The 25,570-nt window shown below is 65.9% G+C and carries 21 protein-coding genes; 13 read left to right on the top strand and 8 right to left on the bottom strand.

The window, feature by feature from the left end:
* Positions 1-128: 128 nt before the first annotated feature.
* The 3 genes from HXX15_RS05960 to HXX15_RS05970 form a co-directional block, all read right to left on the bottom strand.
* Positions 129-716, bottom strand: a complete 588-nt coding sequence (locus HXX15_RS05960) for a hypothetical protein (RefSeq protein WP_296513652.1) — start codon at positions 714-716, stop codon at positions 129-131.
* Positions 717-950: 234 nt separating this feature from the next.
* Positions 951-1,193: a YARHG domain-containing protein gene (locus HXX15_RS05965; RefSeq protein WP_296513654.1), complete on the bottom strand. Its 243-nt coding sequence runs from the start codon at positions 1,191-1,193 to the stop codon at positions 951-953.
* Positions 1,194-1,441: 248 nt separating this feature from the next.
* On the bottom strand, positions 1,442-1,891 hold the full coding sequence (locus tag HXX15_RS05970; RefSeq protein WP_296513656.1) for a hypothetical protein: 450 nt from the start codon (positions 1,889-1,891) through the stop codon (positions 1,442-1,444).
* 364 nt (positions 1,892-2,255) lie between these two features.
* On the opposite strand from HXX15_RS05970, the gene HXX15_RS05975 reads away from it, so the two are divergent.
* Genes HXX15_RS05975 through HXX15_RS05985 form a run of 3 tightly spaced genes read left to right on the top strand, consistent with a single transcriptional unit; the run spans position 2,256 to position 3,773 of the window.
* The gene (locus tag HXX15_RS05975; RefSeq protein WP_296513658.1) at positions 2,256-2,717 is read left to right on the top strand and encodes a DUF2269 family protein; all 462 of its coding nucleotides are present in this window, start codon (positions 2,256-2,258) and stop codon (positions 2,715-2,717) included.
* Positions 2,718-2,759: 42 nt separating this feature from the next.
* Positions 2,760-3,227, top strand: coding sequence for a DUF2867 domain-containing protein (locus HXX15_RS05980; protein WP_296513660.1), 468 nt, complete (start codon positions 2,760-2,762; stop codon positions 3,225-3,227).
* Between the two features lie 45 nt (positions 3,228-3,272).
* Entirely contained in the window at positions 3,273-3,773 is a 501-nt protein-coding gene (locus HXX15_RS05985; RefSeq protein ID WP_296513662.1) for a hypothetical protein, read from the top strand.
* Between the two features lie 17 nt (positions 3,774-3,790).
* Here HXX15_RS05985 and HXX15_RS05990 read toward each other — a convergent pair whose 3' ends face one another.
* Positions 3,791-4,909, bottom strand: a complete 1,119-nt coding sequence (locus tag HXX15_RS05990; protein WP_296513663.1) for an FUSC family protein — start codon at positions 4,907-4,909, stop codon at positions 3,791-3,793.
* Positions 4,910-5,008: 99 nt separating this feature from the next.
* On the opposite strand from HXX15_RS05990, the gene HXX15_RS05995 reads away from it, so the two are divergent.
* Positions 5,009-6,373 (top strand): MmgE/PrpD family protein, encoded by a 1,365-nt coding sequence (locus HXX15_RS05995; protein ID WP_296513665.1) that lies wholly within the window; start codon positions 5,009-5,011, stop codon positions 6,371-6,373.
* Positions 6,374-6,646: 273 nt separating this feature from the next.
* Here the strand turns inward: HXX15_RS05995 and HXX15_RS06000 are convergent, their stop codons facing one another.
* The gene (locus HXX15_RS06000; protein WP_296513667.1) at positions 6,647-7,222 is read right to left on the bottom strand and encodes a GNAT family N-acetyltransferase; all 576 of its coding nucleotides are present in this window, start codon (positions 7,220-7,222) and stop codon (positions 6,647-6,649) included.
* 129 nt (positions 7,223-7,351) lie between these two features.
* On the bottom strand, positions 7,352-9,178 hold the full coding sequence (locus tag HXX15_RS06005) for an ATP-binding protein (protein WP_296513669.1): 1,827 nt from the start codon (positions 9,176-9,178) through the stop codon (positions 7,352-7,354).
* A gap of 179 nt (positions 9,179-9,357) precedes the next feature.
* Between HXX15_RS06005 and HXX15_RS06010 the strand changes: the two genes are divergently transcribed.
* The 6 genes from HXX15_RS06010 to HXX15_RS06035 all read left to right on the top strand — a co-directional run bounded on the left by HXX15_RS06010 (position 9,358) and on the right by HXX15_RS06035 (position 17,791).
* Positions 9,358-10,950: a class I adenylate-forming enzyme family protein gene (locus tag HXX15_RS06010; protein ID WP_296513671.1), complete on the top strand. Its 1,593-nt coding sequence runs from the start codon at positions 9,358-9,360 to the stop codon at positions 10,948-10,950.
* 145 nt (positions 10,951-11,095) lie between these two features.
* Entirely contained in the window at positions 11,096-12,475 is a 1,380-nt protein-coding gene (locus HXX15_RS06015) for a malonyl-CoA decarboxylase (RefSeq protein ID WP_296513673.1), read from the top strand.
* Between the two features lie 23 nt (positions 12,476-12,498).
* Positions 12,499-13,416, top strand: coding sequence for a pirin family protein (locus tag HXX15_RS06020; protein ID WP_296513675.1), 918 nt, complete (start codon positions 12,499-12,501; stop codon positions 13,414-13,416).
* 74 nt (positions 13,417-13,490) lie between these two features.
* Positions 13,491-14,408, top strand: a complete 918-nt coding sequence (locus HXX15_RS06025) for a phosphoribosylaminoimidazolesuccinocarboxamide synthase (protein ID WP_296513678.1) — start codon at positions 13,491-13,493, stop codon at positions 14,406-14,408.
* A gap of 215 nt (positions 14,409-14,623) precedes the next feature.
* Positions 14,624-15,433 (top strand): crotonase/enoyl-CoA hydratase family protein, encoded by an 810-nt coding sequence (locus HXX15_RS06030; RefSeq protein WP_296513680.1) that lies wholly within the window; start codon positions 14,624-14,626, stop codon positions 15,431-15,433.
* Between the two features lie 135 nt (positions 15,434-15,568).
* Positions 15,569-17,791, top strand: coding sequence for a SulP family inorganic anion transporter (locus tag HXX15_RS06035; protein WP_296513683.1), 2,223 nt, complete (start codon positions 15,569-15,571; stop codon positions 17,789-17,791).
* 31 nt (positions 17,792-17,822) lie between these two features.
* Here the strand turns inward: HXX15_RS06035 and HXX15_RS06040 are convergent, their stop codons facing one another.
* Positions 17,823-19,319, bottom strand: coding sequence for an NAD-dependent succinate-semialdehyde dehydrogenase (locus tag HXX15_RS06040; RefSeq protein ID WP_296513686.1), 1,497 nt, complete (start codon positions 19,317-19,319; stop codon positions 17,823-17,825).
* Between the two features lie 357 nt (positions 19,320-19,676).
* Between HXX15_RS06040 and HXX15_RS06045 the strand changes: the two genes are divergently transcribed.
* Entirely contained in the window at positions 19,677-20,864 is a 1,188-nt protein-coding gene (locus HXX15_RS06045; protein WP_296513688.1) for a serine hydrolase domain-containing protein, read from the top strand.
* Positions 20,865-20,925: 61 nt separating this feature from the next.
* Complete coding sequence (locus HXX15_RS06050) at positions 20,926-22,620, top strand: AMP-binding protein (RefSeq protein ID WP_296513692.1); 1,695 nt, start codon at positions 20,926-20,928, stop codon at positions 22,618-22,620.
* 214 nt (positions 22,621-22,834) lie between these two features.
* On the opposite strand, the gene HXX15_RS06055 is transcribed toward HXX15_RS06050, so the two are convergent.
* A complete protein-coding gene (locus HXX15_RS06055) occupies positions 22,835-23,836 on the bottom strand; it encodes an adenosine kinase (RefSeq protein WP_296513695.1) in 1,002 nt (333 codons plus the stop codon).
* A 128-nt stretch (positions 23,837-23,964) separates the two neighbouring features.
* Between HXX15_RS06055 and murJ the strand changes: the two genes are divergently transcribed.
* The gene (gene murJ / locus HXX15_RS06060) at positions 23,965-25,518 is read left to right on the top strand and encodes a murein biosynthesis integral membrane protein MurJ (RefSeq protein WP_296513697.1); all 1,554 of its coding nucleotides are present in this window, start codon (positions 23,965-23,967) and stop codon (positions 25,516-25,518) included.
* The last annotated feature ends 52 nt before the right edge of the window (positions 25,519-25,570 follow it).

Below are 25,570 nucleotides of genomic sequence, written 5' to 3' on the forward strand. Positions count from 1 at the left end.
GCATGACAGCGGACGCGATACTTGGGCAACACGGATGGTGCCGCCTGATGGGGAGATCGCACGTCCCCATCGCCTATCTCAGGATATCGCGACCCGCCTGTCAAGGCGAGCTGGCTTCGGCGGGCGGATCAATCGCCCTGTCCGGCGAGCGCCTGGTCGACCGTGCTCACGCCGATCTCGCACATCACGTCCGATACGGTGTCACCGGACTTCCTGAACTCCTTCGCCAATGATTCGAACTGCGCCCGGAGCGACAGCAAGGTCGAGACCGGGACAACCGTATGGGTGTCGCCGACGGAGGCGAACTTGGCCTGCATCTGTTGCAGTTCGTCGGATACTTCCACCAGCTCCGCCTCGGCGCGTTGGTACCGTTCGGTCAAGAACCGTCTCTCCGCTGCGAGACTTTCCGCAGCGGATTTCAGCTTCATTGCGTCCTCGGCCCGTAGCGCCTGCAGCTTACCGATTTCCAGCTTGACGGTTTGAAGTTCGGCCTCCGCCATGCGGCGGCGCGCGATATGCTCGGCACCGATCATCTGCTCGTCTTGCAGAAGCTCCTCGGTCTGCTTCAGGCGGCCGACCAGCTCGTCGATCAGACCGGCGGCATGGCGCAGATAGCTGGCGCTTTGCCCGACCGAGATCAGCTCCGAAAATCGTCGCAGAAACCGTGCGGTGTCTCGCTCATCCGGAGATTCGGGTAACAATTGGGGATGGTTCATCGAGGTCGCTGTGGTTCAACGCGGTGGGCATGCAACCAACACGTACGCCATTCCAACGACAGAAATCTAACGAACGCAAACCCAGCCCTCAATTCCGGGCCGAACCGAACCGACGCGCCCACCGCTTGGATTGGCGCTATTCGGCGTGCCGGATCTCCGTAATCCAGCGCGCCAATCTTGCCAGTGAAATTGATTCGCCGCCAGCAAAGCAAGCGGGCGGCAGCGCGGCTCGCCTCAGTCGCAGCCGCGACGTTGCTCCATCGCCCTGATATCGGCGATCCGCTCGCGAATTCCCCGCGACAGCGGCACGTCCGCCTCATATTCGTAGCTGCAGCCGCGATTGCCGAAATACGAGATCGCGCGCCTGGTCTTGAAGCAGTAGCCAGCGTCCTTGTAGTAGCTGTTGCGCTCGACCCACAACTCCTGGCAGCTCTGGGCCCGGGCGGCCGACGCCGACAGCCCTGCCGTGGCGATCAATATGCTCGCGCCAGCCATCAGGCGGCGGAGACCGAAATAGCGACCGACGATTACTGGATACGGGGACTTACGCTTAGACGCCATTTTACTCATCCTTGCGAATAATCCGCCATGCAGCGGCGGGTTTGCAGAAAGATCAAATGCTGAATCGGCCGGCGGCCAAGGCATCGATGCTCAAGCGGATGAGTCGCCGATCAAATCGCGGGGCGCAGCCAAGAGTTGACTGCGCCCATGGCCATTACCAAACTTTAGTCTCGATAGTACCGGCGTTGATTGCGACGGTAGCGTTGCTCCTCCCGGTATTCACGTTCGGCCTGCTCACGGGCGCTTTGTTCAGCGGCCATGCCGACGATGCCGCCAATGATGCCGACCGCTGCTGCCGCGCCAGGATCGAAACCGCCTCCGCCGCCGCCACGGCGACCGTTACCGCCTCCGCCAAAGCGCTGACCGCCGCCGCCGCGATTGACACCCGCACCGCCGCCGCCACCGCCACGATTGACGACCGCGCCACCCCCGCCGCGACGAGCGACGCCCGCGCCACCGCCGCCAGACCCGAGCGGCTTGTCTAATTGGACCCGCTCGATCGGCAGCACGGAATCCAATTGCAGGCTGGTGCTACCGGCGAAAGCGGCTCGGCTTGATCCGCCGAGCGGCGTGGCTCCAGCGCTGTTCATTGGAAATACGGCGACTGCGCTCATCAGCAGCACCCCAAAAGGGGCCGCACAAGACATCTTCATTCCTTCACTCCAGCTAAGATCCCCATTGCTCTGCGCGCATTATCGCCCCCGCGGCAGAACCGGCATTGTAGCCTCCAATATTCGCCACCCGCTAGACCTGATCTGGGGCAAGCGAGCACTCTGGCTCGACGCCGTGGTATCGCACCCGGTGCGATTTCCCGGCTGGTGCGACCCGCTGGCGGCGGCCCCCGGCGGCGGATGGCGCCGCCTTGCGCATTTGACATTTGCGGCTAAAACCCCGAGCAAATCTGGCCGGCCCCGCCCGGTTTCCAGGCCCTCTTACCTGCCTGCAAGCTCGCCAAGCTGCATGCGTGGATCAGCGCGAATGTACGACGTGTTCAAGGTTCTCCACGTGATCGGCGTGGTCGTTCTGGTTGGAAATGTGACGATCACCGCGTATTGGAAAGTCCTCTCCGACATGACGGACGATCCGCGCATCATCGCGCATGCTCAGCGCGGCGTGACATTGGCGGATTTCATTTTCACGCTGGTCGGCATCGCGCTGATCATGATCGGCGGCTACGGCGCCGCGATCGTTAAGGAGTTGCCGCTGTTCACGGCGCCATGGCTGATCGCCGGGCAGATCCTGTTTGGAATCTCAGGCGTGATCTGGCTCGGGATTCTGGTACCGCTGCAAATCAGGCAGGCACGGGTGGCGCGCTCCTTCGCGCAGGGCGGCGTGATCCCGCCCGGCTATCGGCGCGACGCCCGGCTCTGGATCATCTGGGGCGTGATCGCGACGGTGCCGCTGGTCGCCGCGATTTATGCCATGGTCGTCAAGTTCTAGCCCTTGCCGGGATCGCCGCCATTCGCGGCCGGAGCACCACGCATGCAAGTCGAAGCGGTCGAACCCAACGTCGACGCCGACACACTGTTGCCCGGCTCGCAATTCATCGACGCCTACAGCGTGGCGAGCCATGATGCGACACTCGACGCCCGCCACGCCGCGATCCGGATGATCGAGCACGGGCCGCCCTGGATCGACGCGCTGATGGCATTGCGCAACGTCATCGTGGCGCCGTTCGGCCTGAAAACGCCGGGGCCGGGCAATTCCATCGCCAGCAACAACATCGGGGTGTTTCCGGTACTGAGCGAAACGCCGGACCGAATCGTCGCCGGCTTCGACGACATCCATCTGGATTTCCGCATCGTGGTCGACGTCGGCGCGCCGGGCCGCCGCGTCACCGCGACCACATTGGTGCGGACCCATAATTGGCTCGGCCGCAGCTATCTTGCGACCATCATCCCGTTCCATCGCCTGGTGGTGCGGTCGATGCTGCGGCGGCTGGCGGATTGAGGCAAGGCCGCGCGGAACTTCGGACCGCTTTGGCGGTTGGCAGCGGTGGACAATGATAGCAACCAGATTGGCGAGTTTCTCCCCGTCGACGACACCAAGGCCACTTTGGCCCGGGCGTTCGACAGTGCGTGGGACCGATTCCTCGAGCGCGAAGGTACCAAGGCCGGCACCGAGCTCAATCGCAGGCGGCTCGCAAGCCGGATCGTCGCGGCGGCCAAATCGGGCGAGGCCGACCAGGACGTCCTGGCCGAAGCCGGCCTGATTTATCTGTGCGTGCTGGCCGAAACCGTCCGGCTCGGCGCAGAGCCGCGTGAGCCGGACGCGCAGCCGTTCGGTCTGGAAGCGCAAGGAACCCATGCGTTCGGACCGCAGACCGTCGCGGCGATGTCGGCCGCGCTCGACAAATGCATGCAGGAGCTGCCGCTACAGGCGCCGTCGAGCGCGCTGCAGTTTCTCTCCGCCAGCATTCTCGGCGAGGCATCGCGAGGCGAACACGATCCGGAGCGGCTGAGCCGTCATGCACTGGAAGCGCTGCGGAATCGCTGACATCGAGACGGCAATGTTCAGGCGGCCGGGCTGGTTTCGGCGATCTCGCCGGATTTCGCCCACTCGGTCACCCGCATCTCCAGATCGCGAAAATTCTGGTGCATCTGCTCCAACGCGAAGCCGAGTGCGAAGAACCGTTCCGCCAACTCGCCCGGCAGCGTCCGGGTCAGGCCGTCGCCACGCACCGCGGCGACCTCGGCGGCGTAGTCATCGAGCGCGGACTGCAATGGCGCGAGTGACGGCGGCGCGCCGCGTCCGCGCAGCGCCACGCCGCTGACCGCCAGATAGTCGGTCGCTGCAAGACGAAAGCTTTGCAGCGACGGGCCGAGCCGATCCTGAAATTCCTTCGGCAGCGGCGCGGCGGCGGCGCGCCCGACCATCACCAGATCGTGGCGCAGCCGCAGCAGCGTGCGCAGCAGCGGTGCGGTGTCCGGCCCTCGCGACAGGCCGGCGGCGCGTTCCCGTTCCGCCTCGCCGCTGATGTCCTTCAGCGTCATCAGCGCTTCACCGATGCCGTCCTGCAGCCGGTGCAGCGCGTCGGTATCGAGGCCCTCGGTGAGGCCGGCGAGCAAGGCGTCGAGCGCCGCCGCCATCAGGTCGAGCGCGCGCGCGGAGGCGGCGATGGCGAGGCCCTGCGCCCGCGACGGCAGCACGACAAACGATACCGACAGCCCGACGATCGAACCAACCGCGACCTCCAGGACCCGGTCGATCGCCGAATCCAGCGGATCGACCGGGGTCATGGTCGGCACCAGCAGCACGATGATCGCGGTCACGGTGGCGACATTCAGGCTGGGCTTGATCGCCGCGAGCAGCGCCATCGGCGCCACCGCGAGCACCAGCACCCCGAGTAGCGCCAACTCGCTGTGATGCGGCACAAAAATGGTGATCGCGCCGCCATAGATCGCGCCGCCGACCGTGCCCAGGAGATAATCCCCGGCCACCTTCAGCGAGCGACCGACGCTAAGCTGCGTCACGATGATCGCGGTCAGCACCGCCCACAGCGGCAACCGCAGATGCAGCCCCTGCGCCAGCGCGAGCGCCAGCAGCGACGCCAGCGTCACCCGCAGCGCTAGGCCCCATTGCGCCCGACGCGGCCGCAATTGCGCAAGATATCGCGCCCAGAATTGTTTCATCGGATCATGCCAAATCGGCGCTCGCTGCGAATCTGGCGTGGTATGGCAGCTTGAACGCGGTCCGGCCAGCGCCTAACCTGCAGGAAAACAGGAGCCCCAATGGCCAACGAAACTGCGACCCTGGCCGGCTACGTCGCCGCGCTGAAATTCGACGACATTCCCCCACAAGTCCTGGCGCGCGCGAAGGTGCTGACGCTGGATTTCCTCGGCAGCGCGATCCGGGCGCGACGCGACGCCGAATCCACCCCGTCATTGCTGAAGATGCTGAAGGCGCTGTCGCTCGACGGCGACGGCGAGGCCACCGTGTTCGGCGACGCCAAGAGCTGGACCCCGGCGGTGGCGGCCTTGTTGAACGGCGCGCTCGGCCATTCGCTGGATTTCGATGATACCCATGCGGATTCCTCGCTGCATCCGTCGGCGCCGGTGGTGCCCGCCGCCTTCGCGGTGGGCGAAATGGTCGGCGCCTCGGGCCGCGAGGTGCTGACCGCGATCGTCGCCGGCTATGAAGTGTGCTGCCGGCTCGGCAATGCGCTCGATCCGACCTCGCATTACGCCCGCGGCTTTCACCCCACCGCGACCGCCGGCACCTATGGCGCCGCCGCCGCCGCCGCGAAGCTGTTCGGCCTGTCACAGGAGCAGATCGTTTCGGCGTTCGGCGTGTCCGGCAGTCAGGCGGCGGGTTCGCTGCAATTCCTGGTCAACGGCGCCTGGAACAAGCGCTACCAGGTCGGCGCCGCGGCGATGAACGGCGTGATCGCCGCGACGCTGGCGCGCAATGACTTTCTTGGCGCGACGGAGTCGGTCGAAGGCATTCATGGCCTCTTGGTCGGCTACAGCGACAACGCCCATCCGGAAAAGGCCGTGGCCGGGCTGGGCTCGGTGTACGAGACCATGAAGATCGGAGTGAAGCCCTATCCGAGCTGCCGCTACACCCACGCCGCGCTCGACGCGCTGATCGCGATGCGCCGCGAGCACAATCTGACGCCGGAGCAGGTCAAACGGGTCGAGATCGGGCTGCACCGCAACGGCATCACGCTAACCGGGGACGCCGCCACCAAGCGGCATCCGACCTCGATCGTCGGCGGCCAGTTCTCGATGTTCTTCACCGGCGCGGTGGCGCTGGACCAGGGCCGGTTCGGCTGGGACGACTACGCGCGGCTCGGCGATGCGGCGATCGACGCGCTGGCCGACAAGTTCGAGGTGGTGCAGGACGACCGGCTCGAGGGTAAGACCCATCCGTTCGGCGCGCGGATCTCGATCACCACCGACGACGGCGTGCATGAGCGGCTCTATGCCGATCCGTCCGGCGAGCCGGACTCGTTTCCAAGCGATGAGGCGATGGCGCAGAAATTCCTGCTGCTCACGCGTCCTGTGCTGGATGGCCGCGCGGAGAAATTCGCCGACGCGATCCTGGCGCTGGAGAGTCTGGCGCGGGTCGGCGAAGCGACGAGACTGGGGCGCTAATAGCGACTGTTCAGCTAGCCGAGAACACCGCGAACCCGGGTAAGTCAAGACCTAGCAAACGGCAGTCCTCCGGCCTGTCGGCTGGGTCGTAACGTCCATGGCAGAATCCGACGGGGGTGTAGTCGGAGTCCCTTCCTTGGGCGCCCTGATTGAAATGCGTCGCGAGATTCCAGTCTCGCCGACTTTTCCTCAAAGGTAGTCTGCATCCATGTAATCGTGCCGTCTGAGCAATTTTGAACGACGCATTGAAGTTTTTCGGCGCGGCCGTGGTCACTATCCGGGTTCGGATTGCCAGCTACTTCGCCGCGTCACCCATAGATCGGCTGGATGCCCGAACAGGTCGATCTGCCCTTGAATCTGCGCGCCAAGCCGTCGCGCCACCGCCTGCGACGCGACGTTCTCGCAATCGATGCAATGCGCGATCTGGTCGAGCTCGAAAGTCGCGAACACCCAGTCGATCGACGCCCGCGCCGCCTCGACTGCGTAGCCCTTTCCGCGCACGTGGTTCACAATGCCCCAGCCGACCTCGAAGCCGGGCCAGTTCGGCGGGTACCACGGCCCGACCCGACCGAGAAAGGCGCCGCTGGATTTTTCCTCGACCACGAACATGCCAAAGCCGTGCAGCGCCCAGTGCCCGGACATCACCGCCGCATTGCGCCAGCCAAGCAACGGATCGGTCACCGCCTTGCCATCGGCGGTGATGAATCGCGCAGTGCCGGGATCGGAAAGCATCGCGGTGTTCGGCGCGATATCGGCCTCGCGCCAGGGCCGCAGAATCAGACGCGCGGTCTCGAGCACAGGACCGTTCAGCTGCGCCAGATTGGACCCTGCCCCGATCGGCGCAAGCATCGGTTTTCTCCCCGGGATCATCATGCGCGCGCATTGGTCGCGCCAGCGTCGTCACGGAGGCGATGCTAGCGCATCGAGCGAAGGTTGCAATCGCGCGGGGCGATCACGGCCGCCCGAAAGCGGCGCGGCTCAGGCCGCGCTCGGCGGCTGCATCGCGCACCGGTCGCGCATCGACGCCTCCGGTTCTACCGCGGACGACAGCACCGTGGATTCCGCAGCTAGCGCGCTGCGGATCATCCGCGCCAAGTCGCCCTTGCGATAGGGCTTCGCCAGCAGCAAGACGCCGGGATCGAGCCGTCCATAATGGATGATGGTTTCGTCGGAATAGCCGGAGGTGAACAGCACCTTGAGCGACGGCCTGCACTGCAGCGCCCGATCGGCGAGCTGACGACCGTTCAGCGCGCCCGGCATGATCATGTCGGTGAACAACAGATCGATATGCTGCGAGCTGTTGACGACAACGAGGGCTTCTTCGGCGTTGGCCGCTGCCAGCGTCAGATAACCTAGGTTCTGTATTTGCGCGATCACGAAGTTTCGTACCAGTTCATCGTCTTCGACCACAAGGATCGTCTCGCGCGCGCCCTCGACCGATGCAGGACTCGTTACCACCGCGGCGGATTGAGCAACACCAGTCGCTTGCGGCAAATAGATTCGGATCGTCGTGCCCAGTCCCTCGTCGCTTTCAATCCGGATATGCCCGCCGGATTGCTTGACGAAGCCCAGCACCATGCTGAGACCGAGGCCGGAGCCTTTGCCGACCTCCTTGGTCGTGAAGAACGGCTCGCAGACCAGGTCGAGAATCGCGGCGGGTATGCCATGGCCGGTATCGGTCACCGCGATCAGCACGTAGGGACCTGGCTTGACGCCGTCGTTGCAAATTTCGCAACCGTCTTCGAGAACAACATTGCTGGTTTCGATCGAGAGTTTGCCGCCCTTCCCCATCGCGTCGCGGGCGTTAAGCGCCAGATTGAGGAGGGCGTTGGAGAGCTGGCTGGGGTCGATCAGCGCGCGAGGCATGTCTCTGGCCAGCACCATCGCGATCTCGACGTGATCGCCTAGCGTCGGCCGCAGCAAATTGGTCGCCTCGAACACCAGCGCATTGACGTCGACTTCGCGCGGCTGCAACGGCTGCTTGCGGGCGAATGCCAACAGCCGCTGGGTCAGGTCGGCGCCGCGTGCGGCGGCGTCATCGACCATCTTCGCCAGCGCCGCGAGTTGCGGCCGGTCGGCAACCCCCTCGACCAGCAATTCAATATTGCCCACGATCACGGTAAGGATGTTGTTGAGGTCGTGGGCGATGCCGCCGGTCAACTGCCCGACCGCCTCCATTTTCTGTGCCTGGCGTAGTTGCAGATCGGCAGCCTCCTTGGCTTGCAGCAATTGCTCCTTCTCCGCGGCCAGCGCCTTCATCTGGTCGATGGTCACCTGAAGTTCCGCCGCCCGCGCCGCGGTCGCAACCGCTTCCGCCAGCACGTTGGCAAAGCCGGTGAGAAAATTGATGTCGTACTGGTCGAATTTCTGATGCTGATCGCAGTCGATCTCGAGAATGCCGTAGGGTTGGTCATGATCGCCTTTGATGATGACGTCGATGATCGAGACGATGCCGTGCTCGGCATAGAATGGCGGCAGATTGAACCCGGCCTGCCGGATATCGTCGCAGACCGACGGTGCGCCGGTGCAGAAGGCGCGGCCTTGCGGCGAACTCATATCCGCGCGCGACACCACATAGCCGACCACGCCGTCGTTCCAGCCGAACCCGGCGACAACCAGTAGGTCGTTTTCCTCGGCACGGTAGCGGCAGACCTTGCTGAACCGGACATCAAGGCCTTCGGCGCAGACCTTGACCGCTTCGGCCAGGATCTTGTTCAAGTCCCACTCGCGAAGCGCAAAACTGCCGAACCCGGCGATCGCCGCTTGCTGGCGAAGCAGCTTCTGAATCTCGGCGCTATCGCTCACAATGTCGACCCTTCAGCGTCATTGCTGATGATTCGTTGCCGCAGAGCCTGAATCGTCGAATCAGAGCGATCAGGCTGCCCCAATACACACAGCCCTCGCGAGCAATTTTGCTCAGTTCGAGTGGAATTGTTAGTATTTCGAGAAATCGGCGCCGAAGCGGCGGAACGAACGGGGGAAGGATGAACGAAAGCTTGGAGCACAACGAGGCCGGCTCACTTCACCGCCGATTCCATACGCCGTCGATCGAAACAGCGAGCGACCTGTTCATTCGCTCGGCGCAGTGGCGCGGCCGCGACGAACTGTTCGTTGATGACGTCGATCGCATCACCGGCTTCGACGCGTTGGATGCGGCGCGGGCGCTGGCGCATGGCTTTGAAACGCTCGGCGCGGCGCCGGGCGATGTGATCGCCTACCTCAGCCGCAGTTCGGCGCGCCACGCTGCGGCGTGGTTCGCCGCGCCGCTGAGCGGACGCGTGGCCTGCAGCCTGCACGTCCGCGAAACCCCGGAACGGCTCGGCCAAGCGCTGGCCTGGCTGGGCGCGAAAGTGCTGGTGCATGATGATGACCTCGCGGCGCTAGCGGCCTACGCGGTCGCGGCGGCAGGCGTCGCGGTGCAGTGCATCAGCCTCGGCACGACCGGCGACGCCGCGACAGACTACGCCGCCATCGTCGCCGCGCGCGGCCGCTTCGACCTCGTGGCGCGGCGCACGCGACCGGCGGATATCGCGGCGATCGTGATGTCGTCGGGCACCACCGGCAAGCCGAAGGGCATCATGCACACCCAGAAGTCGCTGCTGGAGGCGGCCAAGGGCGGCCAGGTTGTAATGGGGCCTATCAGCCCGGACAGCGCCACGCTGCTCTACATGCAGCCATCTTTCGCGGCATGGCCGATCATCGTGTTGCCGTTCGTCGCCGCTAAAGCCAAAATCTGCTTCGGCAAGACGTTCACGCCGCCGGCATTCCTGGAGTCCTGCCAGCGCGAACGCATCACCATGGCGCCATTGGTGCCGACGATGTGGCGGATGGTGTTCGACGCCCAGCCGGAGAAATACGACCTGTCGGCGCTGACGCTGGTGTCGATTTCCGGCGAGGCGCCGGCGGAAACCGACGTGCGGCAGCTCCACGATCGGATCTGCAGGAACATCTGTTGCGTCTATCTGTCGGGCGAAGCCTTTACGGCCTCCGGGGTGATGGCGAACACGCGCGACCTGATGGAGCGCGGCAAGCTCGGCAGCAGCGGCCGCCCGGTGGTCGGCGGCGACGTGAAGATCCTCGCACCCGGCGGCGGCTTCGACGACGAATTGCCGCAGGGAGAGACCGGCGAGATCGCGATCTCCGGTCCGTCGCTCGCGGCCGGCTACTGGAACGACGCAGCGCTGACACGCGAGAAGTTCCGCGACGGCTGGTGGCGCAGCGGCGATCTCGGGCGTCTGGATGCCGACAACTATCTCTGGGTGATGGGCCGGATCGACAACGTCATCAACAGCGGCGGCATCAAGGTCTCCGGCGAGGAAATCGAACACGCGCTGCTCGCGCATCCTTCGGTCGCGCAATGCGCGGTGGTCGGTCAGCCGGACCCTGCGCTCGGTCAACGCATCGAAGCCTACATCGTCGCCCGCGGCGCATTGCCGTCGGCCGACGAACTCGGAACCTTCCTGCGCCAGCAGCGTCATCTCGCCGGCTTCAAGGTGCCGAAGGCGTTTCATTCGGTCGACGAGTTGCCGACGGGCCCGACCGGCAAACTGTTTCGCCGCGCGCTGCGGACCGAATAGGCGGACGGCGCCCGGCGCGGCTCTCGCGGTCGAGAGCTGCGTGCTTTTCGCGCGGCTCGCGGATGCGATCGCCGATTGGCAATCGCAACCGCGGTTGGCTAAGGTTCGGTGCGATCGTGCCCGCGTCATCAGGAGACACGCATTAATGCCGACCACTGGCACGGACCGCAGTTCGAGCTTCCTCGGTGGCCTGCTCAACACCCTCACCGAACGTGGCCGCAGCCTGCTCGGCCGCAGCAGTTCGGCGCCGATGTCGCAGGCCGACCTGATCGCGCTCGGCGAGACGCTGCTGTCGCGACGCGGCGAGGCGACCGGCGTCGCGCTGGCGAATTCGCTGCATGCCGGCTACGCCGGGGCCAGCGAAGCCGACCAGTTGGGCTTCCTCAACGCGCTGGCGGAACAATTCGGTCCCGATCTGGCGGAACTCAACGCCGCGATCGACGCGGTGCGCGACGGCGACACCTCGCCGCAGGCGGTGGGGCGGCTGCACGAGGCCGCTGAGCCGCGCCGTCAGGAACTGATCCGTCGGCTCAATCTGGCGCCCGGCGGCACCGCGTCGCTGGTCCGAATGCGCGAGGCACTGCTCGGGCAGATCGCCGACCATCCGCAGCTCAAGCTGGTCGACGCCGATTTCGTGCATCTGTTCTCGTCCTGGTTCAATCGCGGCTTCCTGGTGCTGCAGCGGATCGATTGGACCACGCCGGCCAACATCCTGGAAAAGATCATCCGCTACGAGCAGGTGCACGCCATCGGCGACTGGGACGACCTGCGGGCACGGTTGGCGCCGCCGGACCGGCGTTGCTACGGCTTTTTCCACCCGCAACTGGTCGACGAGCCGCTGATCTTCGTCGAGGTGGCGCTGACCCGCGAGAACCCTGCGGCGATCAGCCCGCTGCTCGACCTCAAGCGCGCCCCGATCGCCGCGTCGGAGGCAACCACCGCGGTGTTCTATTCGATCTCCAATACCCAGAAGGGCCTGGCCGGGATTTCGTTCGGCAATTTCCTGATCAAGCAGGTGGTCGAGGACATCAAGCGCGAATTGCCGAATCTGCAGACCTTCGTGACGCTGTCGCCGGTGCCGGGCTTCGCGGCGTGGCTGCGGCGCGAGCGCGAGGCGCATCCGTCGCGGTTCGACGTCGCGACGCGCATCACGCTCGACGCGTTGGACACGGCGGACTGGTTCGAGCAGCCGGAGCTGGCCGAACGGGTCAAGGCTGTGCTGCTGCCGCTGGCGGCGGAATATTTCCTCGAGGCCAGGACGCCGCGCGGCCAGCCGGTCGATCCGGTGGCGCGGTTTCACCTCGGCAACGGCGCGCGGCTGGAGCGGCTGAATTTTCTCGGCGATCGCTCCGCCAACGGCATGCGGCAGTCGCACGGCCTGATGGTCAATTATCTCTATGCGCTGGGCGAGATCGAAACCAACCACGAGGCGTTCGCCGAGCGCGGCCAGGTGGCGTCGTCATCGGCGGTGCGCAAGCTGCTGGCGACGCGCGCGCCGGCGGTCGACACGCCGGCGATGATCTGAGCAAGCCGTCAAAGGAGCCGCCCATGAGCTGGATGCCGTCGAACGATCCGCTGCTCGGCGATGCACAGACCTGCGACGCGCTGGAGCTGATCATCGTGCCGCGCACCCGCGATCTCGGCGACGGTTTCGCGGTGCGCCGGGCGCTGCCGCACGGCAAGCGGCAGATGGTCGGCCCGTTTATCTTCTTCGATCATTTCGGCCCGGTGCAGTTCATGTCCGGCAAGGGCATGGACGTGCGGCCGCATCCGCATATCGGACTCGCCACCGTGACCTATTTGTTCGACGGCCGCATCATGCACCGCGACAGCGAGGGTAACATTCAGGAGATCGCGCCCGGCGCGATGAACCTGATGACCGCCGGCCGCGGCATCGCTCATTCCGAGCGCACACCCGACCTGCAGCGCCGCGACGGCCAGCAGATGCTCGGGCTGCAGAGCTGGATTGCCTTGCCGGCGGGCTCGGAAGAGATTGCGCCGTCGTTCCAGCATTTCGGCGCCGCCACGCTGCCAACCGTGTCCGACACCGGCTTCACCGCGCGGATCATCGCCGGTTCGAGTTTCGGCCAGTCGTCGCCGGTGACGATGGTGTCGCCATGGTTCTATGCCGAGGTCATGGTCGAGGCCGGAATCAGCGTGCCGCTCGATCCCGACCATGAGGAGCGCGCGATCTACGTCGTCGACGGCGAGATCGAGATCGCCGGCGACCGCCATGTCGGTCCGTGCCTGCTGGTGTTCCGACCCGGCGACCGCATTACCGTTCGCGCCATCAGCCGGGCGCGGATGATGTTCCTCGGCGGCGACGCGCTGGAAGGTCCGCGCCACATCTGGTGGAATTTCGTCTCCTCCAGCAAGGAGCGGATCGAGCAGGCCAAGCAGGACTGGAAAACCGGCCGCTTCGCCCAGGTCCCCGACGAGACCGAGTTCATTCCGCTGCCCGAATGATACAATCCCGCATCGATTCCAATTTCGCGCATCCCGGCGCCCGCCGGCTTCGCGTTGCCTTGAAAGTCCCGCCCATGACCACGATGCTCGCCAGCGACCTGCCCCTTGAGAAAATCGGGCGCGGCAAGGTCCGCGATATCTATGCCGTCGACGCCGACCGCCTGCTGCTGTTGACCACCGACCGGATCAGCGCGTTCGACGTGGTGATGGCGGAGACCATTCCGATGAAGGGCGCGGTGCTGACCCAGATCAGTGCCTGGTGGTTCAACCAGCTCGGCGGCGTGGTGCCGCACCACATGATCTCGTCCGACGCCGACGACATCATCGCCCAAGTGCCGGCGCTGGCCGGGCAACGCGCGGCGCTGGCCGGCCGGGCGATGCTGTGCCGGCGCACCACTGTGTTTCCGATCGAATGCGTGATCCGCGGCTATCTGACCGGCTCGGCGTGGAAGGAATATGCCGCCTCCGGCACGCTGGCCGGCGAGAAACTGCCGGCTGGCCTGCTCGAAAGCGCCAAGCTCGAGCCGTGGATCTTCAGTCCGGCGACCAAGGCCGAGACCGGCCACGACGAGAACATCACCATCGCGCAGATGCGCGAAGTGGTCGGCGCCGAGGACGCCTACACGCTGGAGAGCATGAGCCGCGCGGTCTACACCCAGGGCGAGGCGATCGCCCGCGAGCAGGGCATCATCATCGCAGACACCAAGTTCGAATTCGGCCGCGACCGCGACGGCCGCATCATCCTGATCGACGAGGTGATGACGCCGGATTCGTCGCGATTCTGGGCCGCCGACGCCTACCAGCCGGGACGGCCGCAGCCGTCGTTCGACAAGCAGCCGCTGCGCGATTATCTCGACGCCGAACGCCGCGCCGGCCGCTGGAACGGCGAAGCCCCGCCGCCGCCCTTGCCGGCCGCCGTGGTCGAGGCCACCAGCAAGCGCTACCTCGAGGCCTATCGCCGGCTGACCGGCAAGGAGCTAGTGGTCGACTGAGGCGACGGGATTTGTCGATCCGCCCGATCCCAACGGCGTACGGTGATAGCTTCGAGTCCGGTACCGGCCTTAAGGCTCGCTCCATCGATGAAATTGGACGCGGCGGCGGCTGTCTCTTCAGCGCCAGCACGGCGCGACGAAGTTGAGGTTGCGCTTGTCCAAATCTGCTTGATACTTCGATCGGCGGAACAACAAGAACACCCGGGAGCACTAGCATGAGCCAAAACGACACCATCCTGGTCGAACGCGACGGCCCGGTGACGATCGTTTCGATCAATCGTCCGGAGCGCCGCAACGCGGTGGATGGCCTGACCGCGCGGAAATTGTTCGACGCCTTTCTGGCGTTCGACGCCGACGACACTGCCTCGGTGGCGGTGTTTACCGGGATAGGTGGCCATTTCTGCGCTGGCGCCGATCTCAAGGCGGTGGCGGAGGGGGACCTCAACAAGATGCGCGAGATCGGCGGCCACGAGACCATCGCGCCGATGGGGCCGAGTCGGCTGCGGCTGTCGAAACCGGTGATCGCCGCGATCGAAGGCTATGCGGTCGCTGGCGGCCTCGAGCTGGCGCTGTGGGCCGACATGCGGGTCGCCGCCGAGGACGCCACCTTCGGCGTGTTCTGCCGTCGCTTCGGCGTGCCGCTGATCGATCTCGGCACCATCCGGCTGCCGCGGCTGATCGGCCATTCCCAGGCGATGGATTTGATCCTGACCGGACGACCGGTCTCCGGCATCGAAGCGCATCGGATCGGGCTCGCCAATCGGCTGGTCCGCCGCGGCGAGGCGGCGACGCTTGCGATCACGCTGGCAAAGGAGATCGCACAATTTCCGCAGACCTGCATGCGCGCCGATCGGCTGTCGGCGCTGAAGCAATGGGACCTGCCCGAGGAGGACGCCATCGCCAATGAAATGCGCGGCGGACTCGCGGTGATCGCCTCGGGCGAAACGCTGTCCGGCGCGTCGCGGTTCGCCGCGGGCGAAGGCCGCCATGGCGCATTCGGCGGCGACCGCGCGAGCGACCGCTGAACCCTGTCAATGTCATAATATTGTGCTTGTCGGCACGCGGCGCGCTCGTCTACGAGAGATGAGGTAACGCGGTGCCGCGCTTGGCGCGCGGTTGCGGATGACGATCCCGATGTCGCGAGCTGAGTACGGGTTGCCATGAATGAACCGCATCTGATCGCCACCGACCGCAGTCATTCACGCGGCGCCGGTATGCGGCTTCAGGTCCGGCCAGCCGACCTGTTCGGCGGCGCCGTCGCCGGTCTTCTCACCATCACCTACGGCCTGTCCTACGCGGTGCTGATCTTTTCCGGGCCGCTGCTGCCCTGGCTCGGCTACGGGCTGGCGGCGAGCTTCGTCTCGTCGGCGGCGCTGGCGCTGGTGGTGGCGCTCGGCAGTTCGTTCCGCTTCGCCGTGGCCGGCGTCGACAGTTCGACCGCCGCGGTCGCCGCGATCCTGTCTGCGTCGCTGACCGAGCGGCTGATCGCGGAACATCCCGGCATGTCGCTGCTGGAGCCGGTGCTGCTGACGCTTTCTGCGGCGACGTTGCTGACCGGGGTGCTGCTGTGCGCGCTCGGGATGTCGCGGGTCGGCCGCGCCATCCGCTATGTGCCCTATCCGGTGATCGGTGGCTTCCTCGGCGCCACCGGATTCCTGATCGTGCTCGGCGCGGTCAAGGTGATCACCGGCCACGCTGTAACCTTGCAGGCGATCGCCGGCTACAGCGAGGCCAGCATCGCGCAGATCGCCGCCGGCGGCGCGGTCGCGGGTGCGATTACGCTGGCGCTGCGCCGAACCAAGAGCGCGTTCGTGCTGCCGACGGTGCTGCTCTGCAGCCTGATCCTGGCGCAAATCGGGTTCGGCTTCGCCGGTATCTCGGCCGCCGAGGCGCAGCGACTGGGCTGGACCTTCGCCACCCCGGCGCCGTCGTCGCTGCTGCTGCCGTGGCATTTCGCCACGATCGCGCAATATCCTTGGGACACGCTGCCCGAACTGCTCGGCAACGTCATCGCGGTGATCTTCGTCACCGCGATCGGCACCCTGTTCAACACCACCGGGATCGAGGTCGAGACCCACCGCGAGGCCGATCTCGACCGCGAACTCACCGCCGGCGGTCTCGCCAACATGTTGTCAGGGGCGCTCGGCGGCTATTCCGGCTGCGTCTCGATCAGCCGTTCGCTGTTGAACTATCGCAGCGGCGGCCGCGGGCGGATCTCCGGTCTGACCACGGCAGCGATGGCGGCGCTGATGCTGGTGCTCGATCCGGCGTTCCTCGGCCATGTGCCGAAATTCGTGCTCGGCGGATTGTTGTTGCAGCTCGGCTTCGGCCAGTTGAAGCGTTGGATCGTCGATTCCCGGCATCGGCTGTCGGTCACTGACTACGTCTCGCTGATCGCCATCGTCGTCATCATCGTGCAGTGGGGGTTCATCGCCGGCGTGCTGATCGGCACCATAATCGGCTGCATGACCTTCGCTCTCAGCGCGTCGCGAATCAACTCGATCAAGTTCGGCTTCAACGCCACCGAATATCGCAGCTCGCTGGACCGCGCCGGCGTCGACGTGGCGTTGCTCAACGCCCATGGCGGCGAGATCCAGGGCCTGAACTTGCAGAGCTATCTGTTCTTCGGATCGGCCAACCGACTGTATCAGCACGTCAAGGTGCTGCTGCAGCGTTACCCCGAGTGCCGACACCTGGTGTTCGATTTCACGCTGGTCAACGGCGTGGATTCCTCGGCGGCCTACAGCTTTGCCCAGATCAAGCGGCTGTCGCAGGAGCGCGGCGCCCGGCTGGTGCTGGTCAACCTGCCGCCGCCGCTGGCCAAAATCCTGCGCGCCAGCCAATTCATCTCCGGCGACGTCGTGGTGATGCCGGAGCTCGATCACGCGCTGGAGTGGTGCGAAAATGAGCTGATCGCCCGCCACGGCAAGCATGAAGGCGACGAAGGTACGCTGATCGGCTGGCTCGCGGGCGTGCTCGGCAGCGACGTGCTGGCCGAGGAGCTGACGCGGCGCTGCCGCCGGGTCAAGGTCGCGGCGGGCGAGGTCATCGCGCGGGTCGGCGAGGCCGCGGACTGCATGCACTTCATCGTCGAGGGACGGGTCAATATCATCGTGCCGACCGATCTCGGCCGCGTGATGCGGGTACGCAGCCTCGGCCGTTTCACCACCATCGGCGAAATGGGCATGGTGTCGGGCCAGCCGCGCAGCGCCACCATCGAGGCCGACATCGACAGCACGCTCTACGTGCTGCCCGCCGCCGCGTTCGACGCTATCAAGACCGAGAATCCGAAGCTGGGCCAGGCGCTGCTGGTCTATTTCATGTCGGTGATGGCGGAGCGTCTGACCTTCGCCAACCGCACCATCGGCGTGTTGCGGCGATAACGCCCGTCATCGCAATCGGTATGCGGCGCGCTCAGATCCCCGCCATCATCACATATTTGATCTCGACATATTCCTCCGTGCCGTGATGCGAGCCCTCACGACCGAGACCGGATTCCTTGACGCCGCCAAACGGGGCCACTTCGGTGGTGATCAGGCCGGAATTGACCCCGACCATGCCCGACTCCAGCGCTTCGGCGACCCGCCAGACCCGGCCGAGATCGCGCGAATAGAAGTAGCTCGCCAACCCGAACGGGGAATCATTAGCGAGCTTGATCACCTCGTCCTCGGTGCTGAAGCGGAACACCGGCGCCAGCGGGCCGAAGGTTTCCTCATGCGCCACCAGCGCGTCGGGCCGGACGTTCGACAACACGGTGGGTTCGAAGAAGGTGCCGCCGAGCGCATGGCGCTTGCCGCCGATGATCACCTTGGCGCCGTTGGCCACCGCGTCGGCGATGTGCTTCTCGGTCTTCTCCACCGCCGCCTCGTTGATCAGCGGCCCCTGCGTCACGCCGGCTTCGGTTCCGTCGCCGATCTTCATCGCACCGACCTTGGCGGCGAGCTTCTCCACGAAGGCGTCGTAGACGCCGTCCTGGACATAGAGCCGGTTGGCGCAGACGCAGGTCTGGCCCATGTTGCGATATTTCGACACCATCGCGCCATCCACCGCGGCGTCGATGTCAGCGTCGTCGAACACGATGAACGGGGCGTTGCCGCCGAGTTCGAGCCCGAGTTTCTTCACCCCCACGGCGGCCTGCTGATACAGAATCTTGCCGACTTCAGTCGAGCCGGTGAAGCCGACGAAGCGCACCGCCGGATGCTCGCACAGCACCTTGCCGATTGCCGAGGAATTGCCGGTGAGGATGTTGAACACACCCTTCGGCACCCCGGCCCGCTCGGCCAGCGCCACCAGCGCCAGCGCGGTCAGCGGCGTCTCGTTGGCGGGCTTCAGCACCACGGTGCAGCCCGCCGCCAGCGCCGGTGAGACCTTGCGGGTGATCATCGAGCAGGGAAAATTCCACGGCGTGATCGCGCCGCAGACCCCGATCGGCTGCCGGATCGCGATCAAACGCGCGTCCGGCCGCTGCGTCGGAATCGTCTCGCCATAGACCCGGCGCGCTTCCTCGGCGAAGAACTCGACATAGGCGCCGCCGATGTCGACTTCGCCCAGCGCTTCGGTCAGCGGCTTGCCTTGCTCCGAGGTCAGGATCAGCGCCAGGTCCTCGCGGTTGGCGACGATCAGATCGAACCATCTGCGCAGGATATTGGAACGCTGCTTGGCGGTGAGCTTGGCCCAGGCCGGAAACGCCCGTTCGGCGGCTTCCACCGCTTGCGTCGCTTCCGCGGTACTCAGCTTCGGCACCTTGGCGAGATCAATCCCGTTGACCGGGTTGGTGACGGGATTGGACGGCGTGCCGGTCCAGGCGCCATCGATGAAACACTGCTCGCGCAGCAGCGAGGAATCCTTCAGACGGTCGCGCAGCGACGGACCGGTGACTGTGGGCGTACGGGCAGCGGCGGTCGGGGACATCTTTGACTCTCCTCCAGCATTTTTTGAATCGCGCAGCGGAGCCGACAGTGCGGCCGGCATGTTACAAAGTATAGGCTCAAATAGCCTGGCACGCACCGGCGGCTTTCAACCCCTCGACGATGTGATGACGATCGCGGCTTCCCGTCTCGAACCATGAGGATATCGATCCCTCATCCATCGCGACGCGGCCAAATGGCCGCTCCTCCAGGCCGCGACAAAATCCAGCTCAACACTTTGCGGACTTACGTCGCTTCACGAGTCCGCGACCGCCGGGGTGCTGCGATCTGCCGGCTTGCCGGAAACGGAAAGCGGGTGGACAATTGCCCGGTTACAAGAAAACCAAAATGGGAGGATGTGATGCAAGGAACGGCACAGATCGATCAGGTTTTGCGTCAAAAATGCGAGAACGGAGAGATTCCCGGCGTGGTCGCAATGGCGGCCAGCGGCAATGAGGTGGTGTACCAGGGCGCGTTCGGCAAGCGCGACCTCTCGAAGCCCGATGCGATGACCGCCGACAGCGTGTTCTGGATCGCGTCGATGACCAAGGCGGTCACCGCCGCCGCGGCGATGCAACTAGTCGAGCAGGGCAAGCTGTCGCTGGACGAACCGATCGACAGGCTGCTGCCGGAACTGGCATCGCCGCAGGTGCTGGAAGGCTTCGACCACAATGGCGAGCCGAGACTGCGACCGGCCAACAATCCGATCACGCTGCGGCATCTACTCACCCACACCTCCGGCTTCTGCTACGACATGTGGAACGCCGACATGGTGATCTATCGCGAAAAGACCGGGACGCCGGGCGTCACCTCTTGCCTCAACGCCGCGCTGCAAACCCCGATCATGTCCGACCCCGGCACCCGCTGGGAATACGGCATCGGTATCGATTTCGTCGGCAAGGCGGTCGAGGCGGCCAGCGGCGTGCGGCTCGACGCCTATCTGCGCGATCATCTGCTGCAGCCGCTCGGCATGACCGATACCGGCTTCAAGATCAGCGACGCGATGCGCGCGCGGCTGGTGGCGATGCATGCCCGCGGCCCCGACGGATCGCTGACGCCGATTCCGTTCGAACTGGAGCAGGACCCCGAATTCCACATGGGCGGCGGCGGGCTGTACGGCACCGCCGCCGACTACATCAAATTCGTCCAGATGATCCTGAATAGGGGCCGCGGCAACGGCAACCAGGTGCTGAAGCCCGAAACCGTTGCGCTGATGAGCCAGAACCACATTGGCGATCTCACCATGACCAAGATGACCTCCGCGATCGCGATGGTGACCAACGACGTCGATCTCTATCCCGGCATCGACAAGAAATGGGGCCTCAGCTTCATGATCAACAATGTGACCACGCCGGAGGGCCGCAGCGCCGGCAGCCTGGCCTGGGCCGGGCTCGCCAACACCTATTATTGGATCGATCCGGCGCGCGACATCTGCGGGGTGATCCTGATGCAGGTGTTGCCGTTCGCGGACGACCGCTGCCTGGACGCCTTCGCCGGCTTCGAACGCGGCATCTATACGGCGCTCGACGCCGCGCAGCGGGCGGCGTGAGCCATTCCATCTTGCCGGCGAGGTCGATCGATCTCGCCGGCATCCATCGAGGAGCCTGGATTTGACCGACAAAGCCTTGAGTTACGTCTGCGGCGTCGCCAATGCGCCGCTGCTCGGCGACACCATCGGCCGCGGCCTCGACCGCGCCGCGCGGCGCTGGCCCGACCGCGAGGCGCTGGTGTCGCCCTCTCACGATGTGCGCTGGAGCTGGCGCGACTTCGCCGCCCGGGTCGATGCGCTCGCCGCCGGCTTCCTCGCCCTCGGGCTGGAGCGCGGCGCCCGGATCGGGGTGTGGTCGCTGAACCGGCCGGAATGGACGCTGACCCAATTCGCCGCCGCCAAGGCCGGGCTGATCCTGGTCACCATCAATCCGGCCTACCGGCTGAGCGAATTGGAATTCGCGCTCGCCAAGGTCGGCTGCGCCGCTTTGGTCACCGCCACCGCGTTCAAGACCAGCAACTACATGGACATGCTCAACACGCTGATCCCCGAACTGGCGCAGGCGCAGCCGGGTCAGTTGAAGGCCGCGAAGCTGCCGATGCTGCGCGCGGTGATTCAGGTCGGCGGCCCGCTCTGTCCCGGGACAATTCCGTTCGACGATGTCGCGCGGATGGGCGGTGCGCGCCAGCGCGAGACCCTCGCCACGCTGGCCGACACGCTGCAGTTCGACGATCCGGTCAACATCCAGTTCACCAGCGGCACCACCGGGTCGCCGAAAGGCGTGACGCTGACCCATCACAATATTCTCAACAACGGCTACTTCGTCGGCCGCGCGATGCGGCTGACCGAACGCGACCGCATCTGCATTCCGGTGCCGCTGTATCACTGCTTCGGCATGGTGATGGGCAACCTCGCCGCGGTGACCTGTGGCGCCACCATGGTGTATCCGGGCGAAGGCTTCGATCCGCTCGCCACGCTGCAGACCGTCGAGCGTGAAAAATGCACCGCGCTGTACGGCGTGCCGACGATGTTCATCGCCGAACTCGACCACCCGGACTTTGCCAGCTTCGATCTCACGTCGCTGCGCACCGGCATCATGGCGGGCGCCCCGTGCCCGGTCGAGGTGATGCGCCGCGTCAACGACCAGATGAATATGCGCGAGGTGACGATCGCCTACGGCATGACGGAGACCAGCCCGGTCAGTTTCCAGAGCGCCGTCGACGATCCGGAGGAGCGCCGGGTCGCGACGGTCGGACGGATTCATCCTCATGTCGAGGTCAAGGTGGTCGATCTCGAGGGCCGGGTGGTGCCGCGCGGCGCGCGCGGCGAACTCTGCACCCGCGGCTACAGCGTGATGCTGGGGTATTGGGACGAGCCGGAAAAGACCGCCGACGTGCTCGACAAGGCCGGCTGGATGCACACCGGCGATCTCGCGGTGATCGACGACGAGGGCTATTGCAACATCGTCGGCCGCATCAAGGACATGGTGATCCGCGGCGGCGAGAACCTGTATCCGCGCGAAATCGAGGAATTCCTCTATCGCCACCCGAAGATCCAGGACGTCCAGATCTTCGGCGTCGCCGACGATCGCTATGGCGAGGAGCTGTGCGCATGGATCCGCGTCCGCGCCGGCGAGACGCTGACCGCCGACGAGGTGCGGGCGTTCTGCCAGGGCCAGATCGCCCACAACAAGATCCCGCGCTACATCGAATTCGTCGGAGAATTCCCGATGACCGTGACCGGCAAGATCCAGAAATTCATCATGCGCGACACGGTAGAGTCACGACTTGGACTGACGGCCGCGAAGACGGCGTAACGATCGCCGCGACGACGACTTGATACCAACCAGCGTCATTCCGGGGCACGCGCCGCGCCAGCGGCGCGTGAGCCCGGAATCTCGCGCAGCAGCACACCGTCATCTCTGCCGCCACACCGTGCCGCAAGATTCCGGGTTCGCTCGAGCTGCGCTCTCGCGCCCCGGAATGACTGCCTTTGGTGCGGCGGCGCGTCTCGCCTGCCCAGCGGAAGAATCAGACCGGCAACCCGTTCTGCTGCGCCAGATCCTGCAGCGAGGTCTGCGGACGGGCGCCGATGTGCTGGATCACTTCGGCGGCGGCCAGCGCGCCGAGTCGGCCGGCGTTTTCATAACCGGCGTTGCGCACCAGGCCGAACAGGAAGCCGGCGGCGAACAGATCGCCGGCGCCGGTGGTGTCGACCAGCGTGTCGATCTTCGCGGCCGGGACCAGCGTGACTTCGTCCTTGGTGACGACCGCACAGCCCTTCTCGCTGCGGGTGACGACGCCGAGTTTGACGTCGAGCGCGAGTTGCTTCAGCGCGGTGTCGAAATCCGCGGTCTGGTACAGCGCATGCAGTTCGGATTCGTTGGCGAAGATCAGGTCGACGGTGCCGGAGCGCATCAGCTCGAGGAATTCGTCGCGGTAGCGATCGACGCAGAACGCATCCGACAGCGTCAGCGCCACCTGGCGCTTGGCGTCATGGGCGATGGTCGAGGCTTTCAGGAACGCGTCCTTGGCGTTCTTCGGGTCCCACAGATAGCCTTCCAGATAGACGATCGCCGAGCCGGCGATCTGGATCGGGTCGATGTCGTCGGGGCCGAGGTCCTGGGCGGCGCCCAGATAGGTGTTCATGGTGCGCTCGCCGTCCGGCGTCACCAGGATGTAGGAGCAGCCGGTGGCGGGGCCATCGGCGGCCGCTTTGGTCTCGAACGCCACCTTCGCGGCGCGGATGTCGTGGCTGTAGAGTCTCCCGATCTGGTCGTCCTTGACCTTGCCCACATAGGCGGTACGGGCGCCGAAATTGGCCAGGCCCACGATGGTGTTGGCGGCCGAGCCACCGGACATTTCCACCGCCTGCCCCATCGCCGCGTAGATCGCGGCGGCGCGGGCCTCGTCGATCAGCGCCATGCCGCCCTTCACCATGCCGTGCTTGACCAGGAAATCGTCCTCGGTCCGCACCAGCACGTCGAAAATCGCATTGCCGATCGCGAGCACGTCGTATTTCGCTGAAGTCATGAGAATATCCCGTTGCGGCAATTGCGAGGGCGCGGAAAATCCGGTCCAACTCGCTGGCATGTAAAGGCTGGCTGATCGAGCCGCGACCTATCACGTTCAACCCTTCGCCAGCAAGGCTTCCCCGCGCGATGATCCGCCCGATCCTCACCGTCTCCGCCGGAACGCTGACGTCGCGGCTGTTGGGATTCGTTCGCGATGCGCTGGTGGCAGCACTGCTCGGCGCCGGTGGCGTCGCGGACGCGTTTCTGCTGGCGTTTCAGCTGGTCAATGTGACGCGACGGCTGCTGACCGAAGGCGCGCTGAACGCCGCGCTGGTGCCCGCCTGGCTGCGGCTGCGCGACCTCAATGGACCAGCGGTGGCCGCGGCCTTCGCCGGCCGGCTGGTCGGCAGCATCGGCGTGGCCACGCTGGCGATGGCGATCCTGCTCGGCGTCGCGATGCCGCTGGTGATCGCCGCGCTGGCGCCGGGGTTCGTCGGCCAGCCGACGCTGCAACGCGCGGTCGACGACGCCCGCTTGATGCTGCCCTATCTGGCCTTCGCCGGTCCGGTCGCGGTGATGATGGGGCTGTTGAATGCGCAGCATCGCTTCGCGCTGACGGCGTTCTCGCCGCTGCTGTTCAACCTCGCCCTCATCGGCACGACCATCGCGCTGCTGATCTGGCGCCGTGACGCTGCCGAGGCCGCACTGATCCTGGCGGCGACCGTCGGCGTCGCCGGCTTGTTGCAATTGCTGACGCTGGCGTGGCGGCGCGGCGACGCGGTGGCGACGCCGCTGCGGCTGGCCTTCGACGCCGAAATGCGCGGCTTCCTCGGCCGCGCGCTGCCCGGGATGCTGGCGAATTCCGGGCCGCAATGGCTGATCGTCGCCGGCGCGGTGATCGCCTCGGCTGTGCCGGCCGCGGTGTCGTGGCTGTATTTCGCCAACCGGCTGATCGAACTGCCGCTCGGCATCGTCGGCACCGCGATGGGCACCGTGCTGGTGCCGGAACTGACCCGCGCGGTGCGCGCCGACGATCCCGCGGCGATCGCGCAGGCGGAATCGCGCGCGCTGGAACTGGCGGTCGGACTGGCGCTGCCGGCAATGCTGGGGCTGGTCGTGCTGAGCCAGCCGATCGTGCGGCTGCTGTTCGAGCACGGCGCGTTCGGCGCCGCCGACACTGCGGCGACTGCGCAGGCGCTGGCGCTGCTGGCGCTGGGGCTGCCGGCGCAGGTGCTGACCAAGGCGCTGGCACCGGCGTTTTTCGCCCGCGACAACACCGGCAGTCCGCTGCGGGCGATGCTCGGCGGGCTCGGCGTCGCGATCGTCGCGGCATTGCTGCTGGCACCGTGGTTCGGCATCGGCGGCGTCGCCGCCGCGGTGGCGCTCGGTGCCTGGGGCTCGGCCGCCCTGCTGATCCGGCGCGGCGCGGCGACGTTCGGTCTGTCGCTGACGGCAGACGCGCGGCGGCGGCTGGTGCTGATCGCGATCGCCGCGCTGGCGATGGCCGGGCTGCTATGGCTGAAGGCGACATTCGCGCTGCCGCTGGTGGCGCAGGCCCATAGTGCGATCCAGGCGGCGGCGCTCTTGCTCGTGATCGCGGGCGCCGTTGCGATCTATGGCGGACTGCTGGTGCTGCTCGGTGTCGTCAGCCCGTCAGAGCTGCTGCGCGCGATCCGACGGCCTGCCGGCTTGCACGACTGACGCCCGCATGGCAGAGCACGGCGCCTGACGGCACGGAATGGCGCCAGACGCG

This window comes from Rhodopseudomonas sp. (assembly GCF_013377015.1).
Taxonomy (GTDB): Bacteria; Pseudomonadota; Alphaproteobacteria; order Rhizobiales; family Xanthobacteraceae; genus JARJEH01.

Coding starts and splice junctions, on each gene's coding strand:
- HXX15_RS05960 (WP_296513652.1), bottom strand. CDS start 716: ATGAACCATCCCCAATTGTTACCCGAATCTCCGGATGAGCGAGACACC.
- HXX15_RS05970 (WP_296513656.1), bottom strand. CDS start 1,891: ATGAGCGCAGTCGCCGTATTTCCAATGAACAGCGCTGGAGCCACGCCG.
- HXX15_RS05975 (WP_296513658.1), top strand. CDS start 2,256: ATGTACGACGTGTTCAAGGTTCTCCACGTGATCGGCGTGGTCGTTCTG.
- HXX15_RS05980 (WP_296513660.1), top strand. CDS start 2,760: ATGCAAGTCGAAGCGGTCGAACCCAACGTCGACGCCGACACACTGTTG.
- HXX15_RS05990 (WP_296513663.1), bottom strand. CDS start 4,909: ATGAAACAATTCTGGGCGCGATATCTTGCGCAATTGCGGCCGCGTCGG.
- HXX15_RS05995 (WP_296513665.1), top strand. CDS start 5,009: ATGGCCAACGAAACTGCGACCCTGGCCGGCTACGTCGCCGCGCTGAAA.
- HXX15_RS06000 (WP_296513667.1), bottom strand. CDS start 7,222: ATGCTTGCGCCGATCGGGGCAGGGTCCAATCTGGCGCAGCTGAACGGT.
- HXX15_RS06010 (WP_296513671.1), top strand. CDS start 9,358: ATGAACGAAAGCTTGGAGCACAACGAGGCCGGCTCACTTCACCGCCGA.
- HXX15_RS06015 (WP_296513673.1), top strand. CDS start 11,096: ATGCCGACCACTGGCACGGACCGCAGTTCGAGCTTCCTCGGTGGCCTG.
- HXX15_RS06020 (WP_296513675.1), top strand. CDS start 12,499: ATGAGCTGGATGCCGTCGAACGATCCGCTGCTCGGCGATGCACAGACC.
- HXX15_RS06025 (WP_296513678.1), top strand. CDS start 13,491: ATGACCACGATGCTCGCCAGCGACCTGCCCCTTGAGAAAATCGGGCGC.
- HXX15_RS06030 (WP_296513680.1), top strand. CDS start 14,624: ATGAGCCAAAACGACACCATCCTGGTCGAACGCGACGGCCCGGTGACG.
- HXX15_RS06035 (WP_296513683.1), top strand. CDS start 15,569: ATGAATGAACCGCATCTGATCGCCACCGACCGCAGTCATTCACGCGGC.
- HXX15_RS06040 (WP_296513686.1), bottom strand. CDS start 19,319: ATGTCCCCGACCGCCGCTGCCCGTACGCCCACAGTCACCGGTCCGTCG.
- HXX15_RS06045 (WP_296513688.1), top strand. CDS start 19,677: ATGCAAGGAACGGCACAGATCGATCAGGTTTTGCGTCAAAAATGCGAG.
- HXX15_RS06055 (WP_296513695.1), bottom strand. CDS start 23,836: ATGACTTCAGCGAAATACGACGTGCTCGCGATCGGCAATGCGATTTTC.
- murJ (WP_296513697.1), top strand. CDS start 23,965: ATGATCCGCCCGATCCTCACCGTCTCCGCCGGAACGCTGACGTCGCGG.